Source organism: Adlercreutzia sp., assembly GCF_056795635.1.
The window spans coordinates 1-18,119 of the sequence record NZ_JBQIIT010000003.1 but is presented as its reverse complement, the minus strand read 5'-3'; the positions used below and the strand labels follow the sequence as shown (position 1 = coordinate 18,119).

General features: G+C 64.4%; 17 protein-coding genes and 1 pseudogene. 15 read left to right on the top strand and 3 right to left on the bottom strand.

Annotated features, from left to right (window positions below):
- Positions 1–84: 84 nt before the first annotated feature.
- From ACTOXK_RS02465 to ACTOXK_RS02425, 9 genes are all read left to right on the top strand, one after another.
- On the top strand, positions 85–2,664 hold the full coding sequence (locus ACTOXK_RS02465) for an ATP-dependent Clp protease ATP-binding subunit (protein ID WP_482279835.1): 2,580 nt from the start codon (positions 85–87) through the stop codon (positions 2,662–2,664).
- Between the two features lie 177 nt (positions 2,665–2,841).
- Entirely contained in the window at positions 2,842–3,684 is an 843-nt protein-coding gene (gene ispD, locus ACTOXK_RS02460; RefSeq protein ID WP_482278410.1) for a 2-C-methyl-D-erythritol 4-phosphate cytidylyltransferase, read from the top strand.
- Between the two features lie 9 nt (positions 3,685–3,693).
- Complete coding sequence (ispF, locus tag ACTOXK_RS02455; RefSeq protein ID WP_482278409.1) at positions 3,694–4,185, top strand: 2-C-methyl-D-erythritol 2,4-cyclodiphosphate synthase; 492 nt, start codon at positions 3,694–3,696, stop codon at positions 4,183–4,185.
- Between the two features lie 266 nt (positions 4,186–4,451).
- Complete coding sequence (locus tag ACTOXK_RS02450) at positions 4,452–5,240, top strand: Rpn family recombination-promoting nuclease/putative transposase (protein ID WP_482278408.1); 789 nt, start codon at positions 4,452–4,454, stop codon at positions 5,238–5,240.
- A 302-nt stretch (positions 5,241–5,542) separates the two neighbouring features.
- Entirely contained in the window at positions 5,543–6,196 is a 654-nt protein-coding gene (locus ACTOXK_RS02445; RefSeq protein ID WP_482278407.1) for an RNA polymerase sigma factor, read from the top strand.
- Positions 6,197–6,224: 28 nt separating this feature from the next.
- Positions 6,225–6,833, top strand: a complete 609-nt coding sequence (locus ACTOXK_RS02440) for a hypothetical protein (RefSeq protein WP_482278406.1) — start codon at positions 6,225–6,227, stop codon at positions 6,831–6,833.
- Between the two features lie 283 nt (positions 6,834–7,116).
- Positions 7,117–7,887, top strand: coding sequence for a GTP pyrophosphokinase (locus ACTOXK_RS02435; RefSeq protein ID WP_482278405.1), 771 nt, complete (start codon positions 7,117–7,119; stop codon positions 7,885–7,887).
- 158 nt (positions 7,888–8,045) lie between these two features.
- Entirely contained in the window at positions 8,046–8,267 is a 222-nt protein-coding gene (locus tag ACTOXK_RS02430) for a helix-turn-helix transcriptional regulator (protein ID WP_482278404.1), read from the top strand.
- Positions 8,264–9,583, top strand: coding sequence for a HipA domain-containing protein (locus ACTOXK_RS02425; protein WP_482278403.1), 1,320 nt, complete (start codon positions 8,264–8,266; stop codon positions 9,581–9,583). The genes ACTOXK_RS02430 and ACTOXK_RS02425 overlap by 4 nt, the downstream gene beginning before the upstream one ends.
- Before the next feature lie 3 nt (positions 9,584–9,586).
- Here ACTOXK_RS02425 and ACTOXK_RS02420 read toward each other — a convergent pair whose 3' ends face one another.
- A complete protein-coding gene (locus ACTOXK_RS02420; RefSeq protein ID WP_482278402.1) occupies positions 9,587–10,267 on the bottom strand; it encodes a hypothetical protein in 681 nt (226 codons plus the stop codon).
- Positions 10,268–10,509: 242 nt separating this feature from the next.
- Here ACTOXK_RS02420 and cysS point away from each other — a divergent pair, with 242 nt between their 5' ends.
- The 3 genes from cysS (at position 10,510) to ACTOXK_RS02405 (ending at position 13,782) form a co-directional block, all read left to right on the top strand.
- On the top strand, positions 10,510–12,069 hold the full coding sequence (gene cysS, locus ACTOXK_RS02415; RefSeq protein WP_482278401.1) for a cysteine--tRNA ligase: 1,560 nt from the start codon (positions 10,510–10,512) through the stop codon (positions 12,067–12,069).
- 157 nt (positions 12,070–12,226) lie between these two features.
- Positions 12,227–12,988 carry an ABC transporter ATP-binding protein gene (locus tag ACTOXK_RS02410; RefSeq protein ID WP_482278400.1) on the top strand — a complete coding sequence of 254 codons (762 nt, stop codon included), beginning with the start codon at positions 12,227–12,229 and terminating at the stop codon, positions 12,986–12,988.
- The gene (locus tag ACTOXK_RS02405; protein ID WP_482278399.1) at positions 12,985–13,782 is read left to right on the top strand and encodes a hypothetical protein; all 798 of its coding nucleotides are present in this window, start codon (positions 12,985–12,987) and stop codon (positions 13,780–13,782) included. The genes ACTOXK_RS02410 and ACTOXK_RS02405 overlap by 4 nt, the downstream gene beginning before the upstream one ends.
- On the opposite strand, the gene ACTOXK_RS02400 is transcribed toward ACTOXK_RS02405, so the two are convergent.
- Positions 13,772–14,443 (bottom strand): TetR/AcrR family transcriptional regulator, encoded by a 672-nt coding sequence (locus ACTOXK_RS02400; protein ID WP_482278398.1) that lies wholly within the window; start codon positions 14,441–14,443, stop codon positions 13,772–13,774. The two genes, ACTOXK_RS02405 and ACTOXK_RS02400, sit on opposite strands and share 11 nt — an antisense overlap.
- A gap of 289 nt (positions 14,444–14,732) precedes the next feature.
- Here ACTOXK_RS02400 and ACTOXK_RS02395 point away from each other — a divergent pair, with 289 nt between their 5' ends.
- The 3 genes from ACTOXK_RS02395 to ACTOXK_RS02385 all read left to right on the top strand — a co-directional run bounded on the left by ACTOXK_RS02395 (position 14,733) and on the right by ACTOXK_RS02385 (position 17,874).
- Positions 14,733–16,136 carry a U32 family peptidase gene (locus ACTOXK_RS02395; protein WP_482278397.1) on the top strand — a complete coding sequence of 468 codons (1,404 nt, stop codon included), beginning with the start codon at positions 14,733–14,735 and terminating at the stop codon, positions 16,134–16,136.
- A gap of 199 nt (positions 16,137–16,335) precedes the next feature.
- On the top strand, positions 16,336–17,481 hold the full coding sequence (locus ACTOXK_RS02390; protein WP_482278396.1) for a helix-turn-helix domain-containing protein: 1,146 nt from the start codon (positions 16,336–16,338) through the stop codon (positions 17,479–17,481).
- Between the two features lie 114 nt (positions 17,482–17,595).
- Positions 17,596–17,874 (top strand): hypothetical protein, encoded by a 279-nt coding sequence (locus ACTOXK_RS02385; RefSeq protein WP_482278395.1) that lies wholly within the window; start codon positions 17,596–17,598, stop codon positions 17,872–17,874.
- Positions 17,875–17,981: 107 nt separating this feature from the next.
- Here ACTOXK_RS02385 and ACTOXK_RS02380 read toward each other — a convergent pair.
- Positions 17,982–18,119 (bottom strand): annotated as a pseudogene (locus ACTOXK_RS02380) (FKBP-type peptidyl-prolyl cis-trans isomerase); the annotation flags it as partial.

Here is an 18,119-nt window from a genome sequence, read left to right as displayed (position 1 = left end):
TCGGGAACTATATTTCGTGCCCGGCCTGTCTGATAGCGAGAGAGAATCTTTGTCGCGGGGCACCAACGAAGGAACGAGGAAACTATGTCATTCGAGAAATTCACGGACAAGGCCCGCAAGGTGCTGGTCCTGGCCCAGGACGAGGCCCGGGCGCTCCATCAGCCCTACGTGGGCACCGAGCATATCCTCCTCGGCCTCATCCAGGAGAAGGACGGTCTGGCCGCCCAGGCCCTCGATCGCCTGAACGTCACCTACGACGGCGTGGTGCAGGCCATCCGCCAGGTGGTCACCATCGACGAGGACGCCGACGTGTCGGGGCACTTGTCCTTCACGCCGCGGGTGAAGCGCGTGCTGGAGAACTCTCTGCGCGAGGCCATGCAGATGGGCCAGTCCTACATCTCTACCGAGCATTTGCTCCTCGGCATCGTGCGCGAGGGCGAGGGCACGGCCCTGGAAGTGCTCGGCCGCCTGAACGTGTCTGGCGACGATGTGCGTGGCGCTCTGAACGACCTGGTGGGCCAGTCGCCCGTCTACGCGGGCCGCTCCGGCTTCGATGGCCCGGCCTCGTCGGACTCCATGCTCACCGAGTTCGGCACCGACCTGACGAAGAAGGCCCGCGACGGCAAGCTGGACCCGGTCATCGGCCGCGCCTCGGAAATCGAGCGCGTCATGCAGATCCTATCGCGCCGTCAGAAGAACAACCCCCTCATCCTGGGCGAGCCCGGCGTGGGCAAGACGGCCATCGCCGAGGGCCTGGCCCAGCTCATCGTGAGCAACCAGGTGCCCGACATCCTGCGCGGCAAGCGCCTCATCACCCTGGACGTGTCGGCGCTCGTGGCCGGCTCCAAGTACCGCGGCGAGTTCGAGGAGCGCCTGAAGAAGGTCATCAAGGAGGTCATGGACGCCGGCGACGTGCTGCTGTTCATCGACGAGATCCACACCATCATCGGCGCCGGCTCCGCCGAGGGCTCCATCGACGCGGCCGCCATTCTGAAGCCCCCGCTGTCCCGCGGCGAGATTCAGATCATCGGCGCCACCACCCTGGAGGAGTACCGCAAGCACCTGGAGAAGGACTCGGCCCTGGAGCGCCGCTTCCAGCCGCTCACCATCAACGAGCCCAACGAGGAGCAGGCCGTGCGCATCATGGAGGGCCTGCGCGACAAGTACGAGGCGCACCATGGCGTGCACTTCACCGACGACGCCCTGACCGCCGCCGTGCAGCTCGCGAACCGCTACATCCAGGATCGCTACCTGCCCGACAAGGCCATCGACGTCATGGACGAGGCCGGCGCCCGCATGCGCATCCGCAACATGACCCTGCCCAAGGAGCTACGCGATCTCGATGAGAGGCTGCGCAAGATCCGCGCCGAGAAGGATCGGGCCATCGGCGACCAGAACTTCGAGCGCGCCGCCGAGCTGCGCGACGAGGAAGAGGCCGTGAAGAAGGAGCGCGAAGAGGCCGAGAAGCAGTGGGAGGAGGACACCTCCAAGACCGTGCAGCAGGTGACCGTGGAGGACATCGCCGACGTGGTGTCCATGTCCACCGGCGTGCCCGTGAGCAACCTCACCGAGGCCGAGACCGAGAAGCTGCTGCGCATGGAGGGCGTGCTCCACGAGCGCATCATCGGCCAGGACGAGGCCGTGACCGCCCTGTCCAAGGCCATCCGCCGCTCCCGTTCGGGCCTGAAAGACCCGAAGCGCCCGGCCGGCTCGTTCATCTTCCTGGGCCCCTCGGGCGTGGGCAAGACCGAGCTGTCCAAGGCCCTGGCCGAGTTCCTGTTCAACTCCGAGGATGCGCTGCTGTCCTTCGACATGTCCGAGTACATGGAGAAGCATACGGTGTCGCGCCTCGTGGGCTCGCCTCCGGGCTACGTGGGCTTCGACGAGGGCGGCCAGCTCACCAAGGCCGTGCGCCAGCGCCCCTACTCGGTGGTGCTCTTCGATGAGATCGAGAAGGCCCATCCCGATGTGTTCAACATCCTGTTGCAGATCCTGGAGGAGGGGCGCCTGACCGATGCCCAGGGCCGCACTGTGGACTTCCGCAACACCGTCATCATCATGACGTCGAACGTGGGTGCTCGCGACATCACGACCACCACTACGCTGGGCTTTTCCAACTCGGGGCAGAACGGCCTGTCCGACAAGGAGATCAAGAGCCGCGTCATGCACGAGCTGAAGAACGCCTTCCGGCCCGAGTTCTTGAACCGCATCGATGAGATCATCGTGTTCAAGAGCCTGACCGAGGACGAGATCGTGCAGATCGTGGACCTCATGGTGGCCGAGCTGCGCGAGCGCATGATCGCCCAGAACATGACCATCAACCTGGACGAGGCGGCGAAGAAGCTCGTGTCCAAGGAAGGCACCGACACCGCCTTCGGCGCCCGTCCGCTGCGCCGCGCCATCCAGCGCCTGCTGGAAGATCCGCTGTCCGAGCAGATCCTGGAGGGTCGCTGGACGAGCGGCAGCGTGGTGGACGTCACCGTGGCCGAGGACGGCGAGGAGCTCGTGTTCAGCGAGGGCACCGGCTCCATCCCGGCGCCTCGCAAGCGCGACTCCATCGCGCGGGACGCCGAGCTTCTGCTCACCAACTACGACTTGGGTCGCGCCGGTCTCGGCAGCGGTCGCGGCGCCGGCGCGCCGGCCGGCTCGGTTGCCGGCGAATAGCCCGCCATTCCAAAGCCCCTCTCCGTGGAACAGTCTTACCCGGTAAGACTGCCCCACTTTTTTGGATGATGCCGCAAGACAGCCGATGCCGCCAGCAGGCTGGCGTGTGTCCGGGGCCTTCACTTTCGCGTATACTACGGAGTACGGAAAACGAACGCCCTATGACAAGGGGATGCCATGCCTCAGATCATCGACCCCATCTTCGAGCCCTCGGTGCTGCGCGACCCGGGCCTGCTCACGGATGATTTCAATTTCGACGCCCTTACCTGCCCGCTGCTGCAACTTCAGGGGAAGGTGGACAAGAACCCCAAGACCGCGGCCATCATCTTGGCGGGTGGTACCGGCGAGCGCTTCGGCAAGGAGGGTGGCAAGCAGCTGGTGGAAATTGCCGGCAAGCCCATTCTCACCTGGTCGGCCGAGGCCTTCGATGCCGTGGGCGACGTGGGGCTCATCGTGGTGGTGTGCCCCGAGGACCGTATGCACGAGTACCTGTCCCGGGCCATCGATCCGTTCCCCTTCGTGACGCCGGTGGTGCTGGCGCCCGCGGGCTCCATCCGCCAGGAATCGGCCTTCTCGGGTTTGGAAATGGTGGGGGAGGAATACGAGTACGTGGTGCTGCACGACGGTGCCCGCCCGCTCGTGTCGCCGGAGCTCATCGAGCACACCATCAACACGGTGAAGGGCAACTTCGATGCCGACGGCGCCGTGGTGGCCCATCCGGCTGTGGACACGCTGAAAGTGGTGGAAGACGGCGTCATCATGGGCACGCCCGACCGCTCGGTGTTCTGGAATGCCCAGACGCCCCAGGTCTTCCGCGCCGGCATCTACCGCCGCGCCCATGCGAGCGCCCTGTCCGACGGCTTCGTGGGCACCGACGACTCGTCGCTCATCGAGCGGCTCGGCGGCCGGGTGCTCGTGGTGGAGGGCAAGCGCGACAACATCAAGCTCACGGTGCCCGAAGACTACGTGCTTCTGGCCAGCGCCGTGCGCACCATGCTGCTGAACTCCGAGCATCGATAGGGGATGGGTATGGATATTCGCAATCTGCGCACGGGCTTTGGGATGGATGTGCACGCGTTCGCCGCGGGCCGCAAGCTCATTTTGGGCGGGGTGGACGTTCCCCACTACCACGGGCTTGACGGCCATTCCGATGCCGATGTGCTGGCCCATGCCATTTCCGACGCCCTGCTCGGCGCGGTGCGCGGGGGCGACATCGGGAAGCTCTTTCCCGATACCGACCCGGCCTACAAGGACGCCGACTCCCTGAAGCTGCTTGCCGAAGTGGCTCGCTTCGTGCGCGATCAGGGCTTTGAGATCATCGACGTGGACAGCGTCATTGCCGCCCAGGCGCCGAAGCTCTCCCCCTATCGCGAGGCCATGCGCGAGAACTTGGCGGCCGCCATGGGGCTGCCCGTGGAGAGCGTGGGCGTGAAGGCCACCACCACCGAGCACTTGGGCCCCGAGGGCCGCGAGGAGGGCATCACCGCCTACGCCACCTGCCTGGTATGCCGCGAGTCCTAGTCAGTCGTTTCGCTGCGCGCTGTCGCAGGCCGCTGGGGATAGTGGGGGCGCAGGGTGGCTTTGCGTTTGGCTCGCAGCGGGAACCGCGGCGCCCATCTTGCGAAGTTTTGGGGTCACGGGGGAGACGGGATGGGAGGCAGCTGCGACGGTGATGCGGTGCAGCTGCGGCTTGCGGGTGGTATCAAATGCGACTTTCCGGAGACAAAAGTACGGTTTCTAGATGCTAGGCTGGCTTCGCAACGTTTGGAAGCTGAAAGGGGCGTAGCGTGGAGAGGCGGAAACTTACATTTTCGGATCGGTGGATGTTCAATCGCGTGATGTGCCGAGAGGATGTACGCCGCCGGGTGTTGCGGGCCGCCCTCGGGATCGACGTGGGACGCATCGAGTATCTCAATGCTGAGCAGGCCGTAGAGCCTGCGGCAGCGAGCAGGGGCATTCGCATGGATGTGTTTGCTCGGGAGGGGGATAGGGTCTACGACATAGAGATGCAGCTTGCGAGCGAGCCCCTCCTTGGTCGTCGCATGAGGTACTACCAGGCGGCCATCGATGCGGGTGAGCTTGATCCCGGGCGAGGTTTCGACAAGCTTCCCGAGAGTTTCGTCGTGTTCGTTTGCCGTTGCGACCCCTATGGAGCCGGTGCGTCGGCTTACCGTATTGAGCGGAGGTGCCTTGAGGATCCCAGCGTAGTGGTGGGGGATGACTCGCACTGGCTCGTGCTCAACGCCTCGGCGTGGGAATCCGAGGTGCGGTTCGACTTGCGCGACGTGCTACACTATGTCCAGACCGGAGAGGCTAGCGGGGAGTTGTCCCGAGACATTGACTTCCTTGTCGCCTCGTACAATCAGGATCGTGAGTGGGTGAATCGCGTGCTTACCTATGAGCAGGATACTGAGATCCGTTGCCGCCGCGCCAGAGCGGAGGGCGTCGAGCAAGGCGAGGAGCGTCTCTTAGCGCTTGCGGGGAAGCTGTCTGCCGCGGGCAGGCTGGAGGATCTCGTCCGCGCATCCGAGGACAAGGCCTATTGCGACGCCCTGTTTGAGGAATTCGGGCTCTGAAGCCTCGTCTTGCTATCATTCTGTCGGGCAGGCTGTCGTCGAAGCCGCGCTCTCTGTGGGTGCGAATTGCTCGATCACCTCGAACCGGTTGGCCCGCTTTCTGGGCGAGGATGACCTCGATCATGCGATCCCTACAGCGATCGCCCTCTCTTGCATAGTCTTCTAAATTTTTTCGCGATATCGCACATTGAGCGATGTTAGAGCGTATTACTCTTGAAAGGCCTTTCAGGGAAGGGGCCGGCGAGGCGGGCAGCGAGTGCCCGTGCCGTCGGCGCCTTCCCATCCGGACAAGAGGGACGCCCGTGGACAACCGTCAGTATCGACAGATTGTGGACGCATACACCGACATGGTGTATCGCATCGCGCTCAATCAGACGCGCTGCGCCGCTGATGCCGACGATGTGACCCAGGCGGTGTTCCTGAAGCTGTACACGAAGCCCCCGGCATGGCTCGGCGATGTCCCGGAGGCTGAAGGGGCCGTGCGGGCCGTGGGTAGTGGCGCGCGCGGGCCGTCGGGCGCAGCATCTCGAAGCGCGGGACGCAACGGGGACGTTGTCGTTGTCGAGCGGCTGCGGGCATGGCTCATTCGCGTGACCGTGAACGAGTGCAAGAGCCTGTGGCGCACCCTGTGGCGACGGCGCGTGGAGCTGCGCGAGGTGCGCGACGACGAGGCGCCGCCCTTCGAGGAGCCGGCCTTTGCTGACGCAGGCCACGAGGCGCTCTATGCGGCCTTGGGCGCGTTGCCCGAGAAGTGCCGCATCGTGGTGCACCTGTTCTACTTCGAGGACTACGGGACCCGTGAGATCGCCGCCATCTTGGGCGTCAAGGAGCCCACGGTGCGCACTCGTCTTGTCCGGGCGCGGAAACTGTTGAGAGAATCGTTGAAGGAGGCGTGGGAAGATGAGCAACCAGAGCCAGTACAAAGCCATGATGGGCGCGGTCCATGCCTCTGCTGACCTGCGAAGAAAGGTAAGGGATATTCCCATGGAGAAGACGAAGAAGCGCGCCGTGGCGCTGCGATTGGCCACGGCGACCTGTGCCGGTCTGCTCGGTGTGTTCGTGGTCACCAACGGCGTGTGCTACGCTGCCACGGGCGAGACCTGGGTGGAGAAGGCCACGGTGTGGGTGAACGGCGAGCCGGTGGAAATGGACGTGCAAATGAGCCAGCAGGGCAATGTCACCGTGGGCACCGTCGAGTACACGGTGGAAGATGCCGATGGCGAAGGCGGCGACATTGCCATGACCATGAGCGCCGAAGACGGCGATTTCTCGAACATGGCCTACGAGATCAAAGACTACACCGCTGAGGGCGCCAATGCGGCTGACGGTGCGGCCGAGGGCATGGTGCTGGAATCCGATGACGGGCGCGTGCTCTTGGTGCCCGGCGATGGCTCCCAGGCAGAGCCCATCGACATCACCGACCAGATCAAGGCCCAGGGCACCGCGACCGGCACGTTCGAGATGGGCGGCGCCACCTACGTCTACCAGGTGAGCGGCGAATCCGGCGACTGGCACGTGAGCATTCAGGCCGAGGCCGAGGCGCTTGGCACCTCCGCCGAGGCTTCCCCTGCCGCGAGCGTGGAGGCGCAGTAGAGTTCGGCGGCTTGCTCCGCGCGTCTTTTATAATGTACCGCACCGGTGTCATATCCGGTGCGGTTTTTCGTTTGGCAGAGGAGCTGCGGGCCAATTGCGAAGAAAATGACGGTTCTCGTAGTTTTGACTCTGTGTTTGAGGGATCGTTGGGTGTATTTTCCCAGATCGCGTCTTCACAACTTGCTGTCGAGGGGTCACAAAAGTACGAGAACCGTCATTTTCTTCGCAATCGAGGTCCGCGAGTGAGGAATGGACGATCGGACTATCTCTTTGAGGGGGAGCTATGGCGAAAACGAGAAGCGCATTTCACCATGCGGTGGTGCGTCTGCGCGATGAGCGCAATGCCCTGGACGCGTTGCACGAGCAACGGGAAGAGCTGGCGAACCAGATGCTCGCGCGGCTCGCCGGCAGCGACGAGTTCTCCACTATGCTGGAGCGCAATTTCGCCCCCTACCGGCGGCTCATGACCTACTATGAGTGCGCCATGATGGAGGTGGAGACGAAGTTCCGCGTGCTGGATGCCGAGTTCGGCCTGCAGCACGACCACAACCCCATCGAGTCCATCAAGTCGCGCCTGAAGAGTACCGACAGCCTGGCGAAGAAGCTCGCGCGGAAGGGCTTCCCCATGTCGGTGGAATCCATCGAGCGCAACATCTTCGATGTGGCCGGCGTGCGTGTCGTGTGCACCTTCCCCGAGGACATGTTCTCCCTGGCCGAATCGCTGCTGGCCCAAGACGACGTGGTGCTCATCGAGCGCCGCGACTACGTGGCCGCCCCGAAGCCGAGCGGATACCGCAGCCTGCACCTCATCATCGAGGTGCCCATCTTCCTCGAGCACGAGAAGCGTTCCGTGAAGGTGGAAGTGCAGCTGCGCACCATTTCCATGAACTTCTGGGCCTCGCTGGAACACCAGCTGCGCTACAAGAAGGACCTGCCCGAGGAAGAGGCCGCCGCCGTGGCCGCCGAGCTGGCCGATCTGGCCGAGACAGCCGCCGAGCTGGACGCCCGCATGCAGGCCCTGCGCAACTACCTGGATGACGGCGGAGAGGGGTAGGAATCGATAGCGACTGAGCCCGGAGTGCTGACTAAAATCATCGGCTTATATTATTCCCGATCGGTAAGATAGTCGTCTGAAATCCCTTATCATTCCCGATCGGGAATGATATAGTTCTTGATTGATGGATATTCCCGATAGTAGGTAATGGGGTCATCATGCGTATTAATTCGATAGAGGTTTTGGGGCAAGCTATTCGCGCTCGCCGCAAAGAGCTTGGCTACTCGCAGCAAGAGATAGCCGACTATTGCGGGTGTGGCACGCGCTTCATTTCCGATTTGGAGAATGGCAAGGAAACCATTCAGTTCGGCAAGACTCTCGGTGTGGCCTCCATGCTCGGACTCGATCTGAGCATCGACGTGAGAGGAGGGGCACGGTGAGCGAACTGCTCAATGTGTTTCAGGGGGGCGTCTTGGTTGGCTCTCTCGACAAGGGCGACGGCGAGCCATTCTATGGCTTCACCTATGATGAGGCCTATCTGAAAACCTCATCTGCTGTGCCGCTGTCCCTGTCGCTGCCGCTTTCGGCTTGCCGCTACACGGGTTACGAGGCGATGCCGTTCTTTGAGGGCCTTCTGCCCGAAGGCGATGTTCGCGAGGCAGTGGCCCGCCAGTTCCACGTGTCGGCTACGCGGCCCATGGAGCTCATTCGCGTGCTTGGCAAGGATTGCGCCGGCGATGTCGTTGTGTTGGAGGAGGATGATAGCGGCGATTTGTCGGAGGAAGCGACCTATGTTCCGCTCCCAAATGCCCTTGAGGAAATTGCCCGCTACCCTTACGGTGCCATCTCCCAACTTCGCGCGGAATATCGCTTGTCCCTTGCTGGAGGTCAGGAGAAAATCGCACTTTTTCATGATGATCGCGTGCCGCTGGACAAGGGCTGGTTTGCGCCATTGGCGGGAGCACCTTCAAGTCATATTATTAAGCCCCAGGTAACCGATCGCTTTCCGTTTCTTGCCCCTAACGAGTTCATGTGCATGGAAGCAGCGCGGGCTATGGGATTCGAGGTTCCCGAGACGGCTATTGTCTTGGGCGAGCGCCCTCTCTTCATTGTCCGTCGCTATGATCGCGAGATAACGGGAGAACCCGGCGACGGCTCGCTCCAGATGTTACGGCGGGTACACCAGGAGGACTTCTGCCAGGCTATCGGTCTCATCTCAGCGAGGAAGTACGAGGGGCAGAAAACTCATCATGCTCAGGATATGGCGAGTGTCTTGGTGGAGTACGCCATGCAGCCCATTGAGGCGCTCCGTGAGTTGTTCCGACGGATCGCCATGAACTATCTCATCGGAAATTGTGACGCCCATCTGAAGAACTACTCGCTCTTTCTTCGCGAGAGCACAGCGGTTTCTCTTGCGCCTGTCTATGACTTAATGTGTACGACAATCTACGATGGGCGCTTCGGGAGCGAGTTGAGCAGGGGCATGGGGATTCGCATCGGCGATCACCTCAATATAGACAAGGTGACGCCCAATGATTTCGCCCTGCTTGCTCAGGATATGCGCCAGCCGAAGCGAGCGGCTGCGAAGATTCTTGAGGAATTAGCTGGTTCAGTGGAGGAGGCATTCGAGGTGGCTGCCGTCGAATCGGTGAGGGTTGGTCTGGGCGACGATGCTTGCGACCTGATGCAACGCATCGTAAAAAGCACAGCCAAACGCAAGGACGTTATGCGGAAGGCCGTTGACTTGTTGGGCTGATGCTCAGTAGTAATAGGCTCCTGTCGTGCGAAAGGGCACGCCCATTTTGTCGCACAGATCCTCGAAACTGCCTTCTTGATCGCGGGCCTTCCACTCGTCCCAGCAGCCGTAGAGGCGCTTATGATGTCCGAAAGCGGCAATGCGTCGATCGTCAAGTGAAAACTTGCGAATGAGTTCCTCTCCTTCGTTAATGAGATCGTGATACTCCTCAGTTGTATAGAGGCACCCCTCGGGAAAATGGTGATGACCGAACTCGAGCCATTCGAGAAGCTCGTCAAAATAGAGATCTACAGATTCCCGATCGACGTCCTTGCGGACGAGCGCCTGCCGCAGTCTTGCGAAAGCCTGCTCGGAGAAGACGGGGTTGTTGCGGAACAATTCGAAATACCAGCGAAGCCACGGCATACCATGCTGGTCGCACTGGCGGCTCACGGTTTTCTCTACGAGTTGTTCAAGGCCGTAAGGCAGTCGCCCATGATGCCCGAGAGGACTTTCTCCTTGGGCCTTGCGGGCAAAGAACTCGTGGCAAAACGGAATAATGATCGCATCACGTTTCTTGTCGGTCGGCAGCCTCTCCAGCTGATCAACCAACTCTTTCATGACGGAATTGGCTTGCTTTTTGAGGCCTCGGCGCCAAAGCTCTGCATATTCATCGAGGTATCGATTGAAGGTGATGCAATTCATGTTGGAAAGGTCTCCTGCCGTGAACGATCGATTGGGCGTGTGGAACTTTTGCTCGAAGAACTCAGGGCGGAGTATACTCGATTCCTGTACTCGATATTGGCGCAAAGATTGTCGTCGAATGCCGAGAATCCGAACAGTCAATAGGACGCAATTTGTTCTAATCGCCCTGCGCCGCAAGGGCGAAGATACTTTCTTGCGCTACAATGGCTCTCATTCTGAAGTAACGCTTAAGGAGCTCATTCATGATTAAGCTGTACGATACGCGCTTGCGCCAGAAGGTGGATTTCAAGCCGGTAGAGCCGGGGAGGGTGGCCATGTACGTGTGCGGCCCCACGGTGTACAACCGCATCCACATCGGCAACGCGCGCACCTTCATCTCCTTCGACATGATCCGCCGCTACCTTAGCTGGCGCGGCTTCGATGTCACCTTCGTGCAGAACGTGACCGACGTGGACGACAAGATCATCAAGCGGGCCGGCGAAGAGGGCCGCAGCGCCGCCGAGGTGGCCGAGGAGTACACGCGCCTGTTCATCGAGGATATGCGGGCCGCCGGCGTGCAAGATCCCGACATTCGCCCGAAGGCCACCGAAGAGATCGACACCATGATCGCGCTGATCGAGCGCCTCATCGAGCGAGGCCACGCCTATGCGGCCGAGGGCGACGTGTACTTCGACGTGCGCTCCTACCCGGGCTACGGCCAGCTCTCGGGCCGCGACGTGGACGAGGCGGAAAGCGGCCACCGCGAGCTGCGCGCCGACGGCCAGGGCCTGGAAGACCGCAAGCGCGACGAGCTGGACTTCGCCCTGTGGAAGGGCGCCAAGCCCGGCGAGCCGGCGTGGGCGTCGCCCTGGGGCGCGGGACGGCCGGGCTGGCACATCGAGTGCTCGGCCATGTCCGAGAAGTATCTGGGGCTGCCCTTCGACATTCACGGCGGCGGGGCCGATCTGGTGTTCCCGCACCACGAGAACGAGCGGGCCCAGTCCGAGTGCGCCTGCGACAGCACGTTCGCCAACTACTGGATGCACTCCGGCATGCTGCAGATCGCCAATGCCGAGACCGGCGAGACTGAGAAGATGTCGAAGTCGCTGAACAACTTCCTGCTGCTACATGAGGTGCTGGAGCAGGTGCGCCCGGCGGCCCTGCGCATGCTCATGCTGCAGAGCCACTACCGCAGCCCGCTTGTGTTCGGCGAGCAGCGCGTGAACGAGGCCGACGCGGCCCTCACGCGCATCGAGAACGCCGTGAAGGCCCTCGATTGGCTGTTGGAGACGGGCACGCCCCGCGGCGAGGCGGCCCTGGCCCCGGAAACCGCCGAGGGAGAGCTCGCGGCCGTGCTGGATGCTGCGGCGCTGACCGATCGCGTGGCCGTGCTGCGGGCCAACTTCACCGAGGCCATGGATGACGACTTCAACGCCCCGGCGGCCCTGGGCGAGATCTTCTCCTTCGTGAGCGATGTGAACGGGCTCGTGGCCGATGTGACTGTGCTGGCGGCCGAAGAGGCCGCGGCCGGCCGCGCTGCCCGGGATGCCATCGTCGAGCTCATGGACGTGCTCGGCATCGATGTGACCGCCGCCGAGGCAGGGGCGGCCTATCCCGTGGAAGTGGTGGGCCTGGCCGCCGACTTGGCCGGCTACGAGGGCGACGATCCCGAGATCGCCGTGGCCCGTCTGCTCGAGGCCCGCGCCACCGCCCGCGCCGAGAAGAGGTGGGCCGTGGCCGACAGCGTGCGCGACGGCCTGGCCGCCCTTGGCTTCACCATCGAGGACACCCCCCAGGGCGCCCGCGTGAGTTACGAGGGGTAGAGAATATCGCGGAGGCCTGCGCCTTCAGCAAGGAGTAAGCGAAGGGCTCGGACGCTAGTGGCAGTCCGAGCCCTTTTTCTGCGAAAGGCCCCTTCCGCAAACGGGTCAACGGGGTAGAGTGGAAGGCGCATCAGGAAACGCCGAGGGAAGGGGCGCTGTGGAACCGATTATCCAACTGGATCGGGCGACCAAGGACTACGGGGGCGGACGCGGGGTGTTCGACCTGTCCTTCGCCGTTGGCCGCGGTGAGGTCGTGGGTTTCCTCGGCGCGAACGGGGCGGGGAAGTCCGTCACCATGCGCCTGCTCATGGGGTTCGTGCGGCCCGGTGCGGGGCGCGTGGCCATTGCCGGGCGCGATTGCTTCGCCGAGCGAGCGGCCATTCAGCGCACCGTGGGCTATCTGCCCGGGGAGCTGGCCTGTCCCGCCGATATGACGGGCGCGGCCTTCCTCGACTTCATGGCCGCCATGCGCGGCGATCGCGACCGACGGCGCCGCGACCGGCTGACAGCCTTCTTCGAGCTGGATCCGACCGTGCGTATCCGCTCCATGTCGAAAGGCACGAAGCAGAAGCTCGGCATTGTGGCGGCCTTCATGGGCGCGCCCGAGGTGCTGCTGCTCGATGAGCCCACGAGCGGCCTCGATCTGCTCATGCAGCGCCGTTTCGTGGAGCTGGTGCGGGCCGAGCGCGAGCGGGGCGCCACGGTGCTTCTGTCGTCCCACGTGCTCGGCGAGGTGGAGGGCACCTGCGACTGGGCGGTGTTCATTCAGCATGGGCGCCTGTCGTCTGAGGCCCGCGCCGCCGATCTCACCCTGGACGCCACCCTTGAGCACCTCTATGGCGCCGATGCCCTGAACCGTCACTGGGAGGCGGCGAAGGCGGCCGCGCCTGCCGCTCCGTTGGAAGGAGGCCCCCGATGATCTGCCCGCTCTTCACGCGCAGCCTGCGCAGCGTCGCGCCGGTGCTGCTGGCCCTGGCGGCCATTGCCGTCATGTACGCCGCCTCCATCGTCTATCTGTACGATCCCGCCGTCAGCGAGAGCCTTGTGGCCATGCAGGAGGCCATGCCCGAGCTGTTCGCCGCCTTCAACATGGCCAACGTCGCGTCCACGCTGCTCGACTTCCTCATCAACTACCTCTACGGGTTCTTGTTCACGGTGCTGCTCATAGTGCTGGCCGTGTACCTGGCCTGGCGGCTGGTGGCCGGTCCGGTGAAGGACGGCTCCCTGGCGTGGCTGCTGGCCGCGCCGCGCTCGCGCGGGGCCCTGGCTCTCACGCTGGTGGTGACGGAGGTGGCGGCCGTGGCGTTGGTGGTGGCGCTCTGCTGGCTCGGCGAGGCGGTCTGCGCCGAGGCGCTGTTTCCCGGCGAGCTCGATCACGCTGGCCTGGCTCGGGCCAACGGAGGTCTGTTCGTGCTCGGCCTGTTCGCGGCGGCGGTCTGCCTTGCCTCGGCCTGCGCCTTCCAGCGCCCGGGGCTCGGGGTCGCCGTAGGCGCCGGTTTTTGCGTGCTCTGCTTCCTCATGGGGCTGGCGGGCAGTGCGGGGGAGGGCCTAGCGTGGCTCGCCGACCTGTCGCCCTTCGCCCGGTTCGACGCCTACGGCTTGGCCGCCGGCGACGGGGATGCGGCTGTAGGCGTTACGGGGCTCGCCGTGGCGGCTCTCGGCCTCAATGGCCTGGCCGTCGCCGTCTTCGCTCGCCGCGACTTCAGCCTTTAGGGCTCGGGCCGCCTTCGAGCCATTCCGGCTTGTAGGTTCCCTGGCGCAGAACGGCGCACCAGCGCTTGTAGGCGGCCATGAGCGCGTTCAAGTCGATGGGCTCGCGGCTGGAAAGGTGCTGGTGCAGATAGCCGTCGCCCAGCATGATGAGCATGTCCACCACGTCGCGCGGCCTCACGTCGTCGCGGAAGCGGCTGAAGTCCACGTGCTTGAAGAACTGGTCGAACAAGACATCGACCTGCCGGCTCGTCCAATGGGCCATGGTGTCGCGAATGTCGCGGTGGTCGGCGTAGAAGGCCCGCAGCGCGAACTCGAAGGCCCAGGGCCACTTCCCCAAGGTGGCCACCTTCCGCTCGCCGGCGTACAGCATCAGCTCGAAGAAGTCGTCGATGGCGTAGAAATCCTCGTCGACCACCCATCCCACCACGCGCTCCGTCAGGTAGCTCAGGGTGCGCGCGTACAGTGCTCCCTTATTGCGGAAATAGAAGAACAGCAGGCCCTTCGACATGCCGGCCCGCTGCGCGATGTCGGCGGTGCGCACGCGCTGGTACTCGTGGCGTCCGAAGCCCTCCACGGCGGCCCGCATGATGGCCTCCTGCCGCTCGGGCGGCAGGCTGTCGAAATCGCCGTGCCGCTCGGCGCGCTGCTCGGTTCTATCCATAATCTCCCTCGCTTCCTCCCGTGCCTCGCGGGGGTTTCATCTTAGGGGTTCGCGGCCCATGCGGCCGCCCGGGTTGCCGTTGCGCAGCACTCGCGATCGGGGGCGCTCCGAGCGCCTCGGTGCGCCTTCCCGGAACGCTCCGCCCGTGCGGTTCGCGATGGAGTTGACCCACGGGTCAACAACCGTCCATTCTAGCCCGTTGACCCGATTGCGGAAGGGGTCGGCGAATTGTGGGTGCCGATTGTGGGGCCGTGGTCCGCGTGGAGCGGCGAGGCGGTATGATATGCCCATGAACGAGAGAATACCCATGGAACTGCTCGCGCCGGCGGGAGGAATGGAACAGCTGCGGGCCGCGGTGGCCTTCGGGGCCGATGCGGTGTACCTGGCGGCCGACCGGTTCGGCATGCGGGCCCGGGCGGCGAACTTCGCCCTGGATGAGATCCCCGCAGCGGTGGCCTATGCCCACGAGCACGGCGTGAAGGTGCACGTCACCTGCAACATTCTCATGCACCCGGACGATATCGACGGACTGCCGGCGTTCTTTCGCTCCCTGGATACGGCTGGGGTGGACGCCTTCATCATCGGCGACCTGGGCGCCTTCGCCGTGGCCGGCGAGGTGGCGCCGCGGGTGGAGCGTCACGTGAGCACCCAGGCCTCGGTGGCCAACGGGGCGGCGGCCCGGGTGTGGCACAGCCTGGGGGCGCGTCGTGTGGTGTGCGCCCGCGAGATGTCGCTCGCCGACATTGCCCGCCTGCGCCAGGACGCGCCGCCTGACCTGGAGATCGAGGCCTTCGCCCACGGCGCCATGTGCATGGCCGTGTCGGGCCGCTGCCTCATCAGCAGCTACCTCACGGGCCGATCCGGCAACAAGGGCCACTGCACCCAGCCCTGCCGTTGGAGCTACTCGCTGGGCACGGCGGGTGCGGGCGCTCTGGCGGCGGGGGATGCCAGTGCGGGGCCGGTTTCGGAGAACTCGCAGCCCGCGTCGGAATTCCTCCTGGAAGAGGAGAAGCGCCCCGGCGAGTTCTTCCCCATCGAGCAGGACGGGCGCGGCACCTTCATCATGAACGCGAAGGATCTGAACATGCTCGCCCACCTGCGGGCCTTGGCCGATGCGGGCGTGGATTCCATCAAGATCGAGGGCCGCAACAAGAAGGCCTTCTACGTGGCCACCGTGGTGGGGGCCTATCGTCGCGTGCTCGACGGCGAGCCGCCCGAGGCCGTGGCCGGCGAGCTTGCGGCCGTATCCCACCGCCCCTACGGCACGGGCTTCTACTTCGACGAGGCCGAGCAGGCGCCCGCCTACGACGGCTACGAGCAGGAGACCATGCACGTGGCCGACGTGGTGGCCTGCGAGCTGGCCGGAGAAGGCGGCTATTGCCTGTACGTCCTCTGCCGCAATCGGTTCGCGGAACGCGACGGGCTGGAAATTCTCGCGCCCCACGAGCCGACGTGTGCCGTGACCGTGCGCGACCTCAGCTGGCTTTCCACCTTTGGTCCCGACAACCATGACGAGAATGCTCCCGCCACGGTGGAAGAGGCCCTCGCCCGCGCCACCGCCGCCGACTGGGAGCCAGCCGCCGCGGCCAACCGCTCCTGCAACCTCTATCGCATTGCGGTGGATGCCCCCGTGGCCCCCGGCTCTTTCCTGCGCAAGCGCACCTTCCGCCGCTCCGCCCGCCACGGGGCCTAGGCCCCTCGTTTTGCGCTGTTGCAGCACGGCTGCCCTGCGGGGACGCTCGAGGGAAATGCCCTGTGCGTTCGCGCCCTCCCAGAGAGACCTGGCACCGCGCAGGGGCGTCGCAGGGGCACAGAAACTTTCCCGCCCCGCCGGAAGCGACCGCCCCGCCGTGCTAGGATGCTCCCGAGGACAACGAGAGAGAGGTGCGGCCGTGATTACCGTCGGCGACGTCATGAATATGAGGGCCTTCGATCGCATCTGGCTTGCGGCACCCTGCGAGGGGGCCGCGGTGCGCGAGGTGATGGGCGTGGGCACCCTGGACCACGAGCCTTTCACGGGCAGCTACGATCTTTTCGAGCGCGGCGAGTTCATCTTCACCACGCTCGGTTTCGCCGCTGTGCATCCCGACCTGGCCGAAGAGGCGCTGCTGGCGCTCATCGAACGCGATGTGGCCGCCGTCGCCGTGAAGCCCGTGGCGCTGAGGGCCCTTCCCGAGAAGGTGGCCGCGGCCTCCGTCGAGCGCGGCGTGCCCGTGTTCTTCTACGAGGGTCGCTATATGGAGCGCGTCATCGCCGATCTCATGAACGCGCTCGATGACGATGCGGCCGAATGGGAACGCAACCACCTCATCGACCTCATTCTGGCTCCCTCCGACGAGCAGGCCGTGCGCTCCACGTTCTTTACCATTGCCGGCGTGACCGGGGCCACCATCCAATGTTTGGCCATCCAGGCCGTTACCGACGACGATGCCTCGCTGCGGGCCCTGCAGAAGGTGGTGGAGGGGGTGCTGGCCGACTACGGGGAGCGCTGGGGCGATGTGGAGCGCACTTTCGTCTGCCGTTACCGCGCCATGATCCTGGGTTTCGTGTCGTTCAAGAGGCCGCCTTTGAAGGCCATCGCCATTTCCGACGCCGACCTGGCGAAGTGCATCGCCACGGCCGGCCCCCTCGTGTGCGGCATTAGTCAGGAGGTGGGTCTCGGCGAGGGCGATCTGGCCCTGCGCCAGGCCATGGCCGCCCTGGAGACCGCCCGCGTCGAGGGCGGCATCGTGCGCTGGACGACCCTGCGGTTCGATGCCTTCCGCGCCGCCGCGCGCAGCGACCGGCTCTACGCCCGCTCGGCCGATCTCATGCGCTCGCTGCTGTTCGACTACGATGCCGAGCATGACAGCGACCTGGGCGCCACCGCCCAGGCTTTTGCCGCGGCCTGCGGCGAGGTGAGCCGCACGGCCGAGGCGCTCTTTCAGCATCCCAATACCGTGCGCTATCGCCTGAAGAAGATCAAGGAGGTCCTGACCGTCCAAGATCTCACCGACCGCGAGCTGGCGGCCCTCCTGCAGCTGGTGTACTTGCCTTAGGCTCGTCTCCTAGTTGTGCATCTGCACAACTTGCGGCGCGATGGTTCATCCGATCAACCAAAGGATGACCTTCGTCATGCCCCTAAACTAGGCGGCGTCGAAAGGAGAACCACCATGAAACTCTTCAATGATCAGGCCACTTCCGCCATTGCCAACCTTGACGCCGCCGACGCCGCCTACTGCGCCAAGCTGGAGCAGCGCTTCGCGCATATGGGCATCAGCTCAAAAGTTGCTTCCGATGCCGTCTGCTCGCTGGTGGAGGCCGACGCCGTGCCCCAGGCCGGTTTCTGGGCCGCTCTGCCCGGTGCCTTCAAGGGCCTCTTCCCCCAGAAGTCCGCAACGACCGTTGCTGCTTCCGATACGTTCGCTCCCGCCCAAGAGGCGCTCGCCTAGGCGTGCCGGCCTGGGGCCTCGCTGCGGGAGATTTCCCCGAACGTAAAACGACCCCGCCGAGAATCGACGGGGTCGTTGCATGAACGGGGAGTGCGACAGCGCGGAGGCTAGTCCTCCACTTCCACCAGCTCGATGTCGAAGTTGAGGTCCTTGCCCGCCAGCTCGTGGTTCATGTCGAAGGTGACGATGCCGTCCTCGATGGACTCCACGAACACGGGGAAGGGCTGGCCGCCCGGGCCCATCAT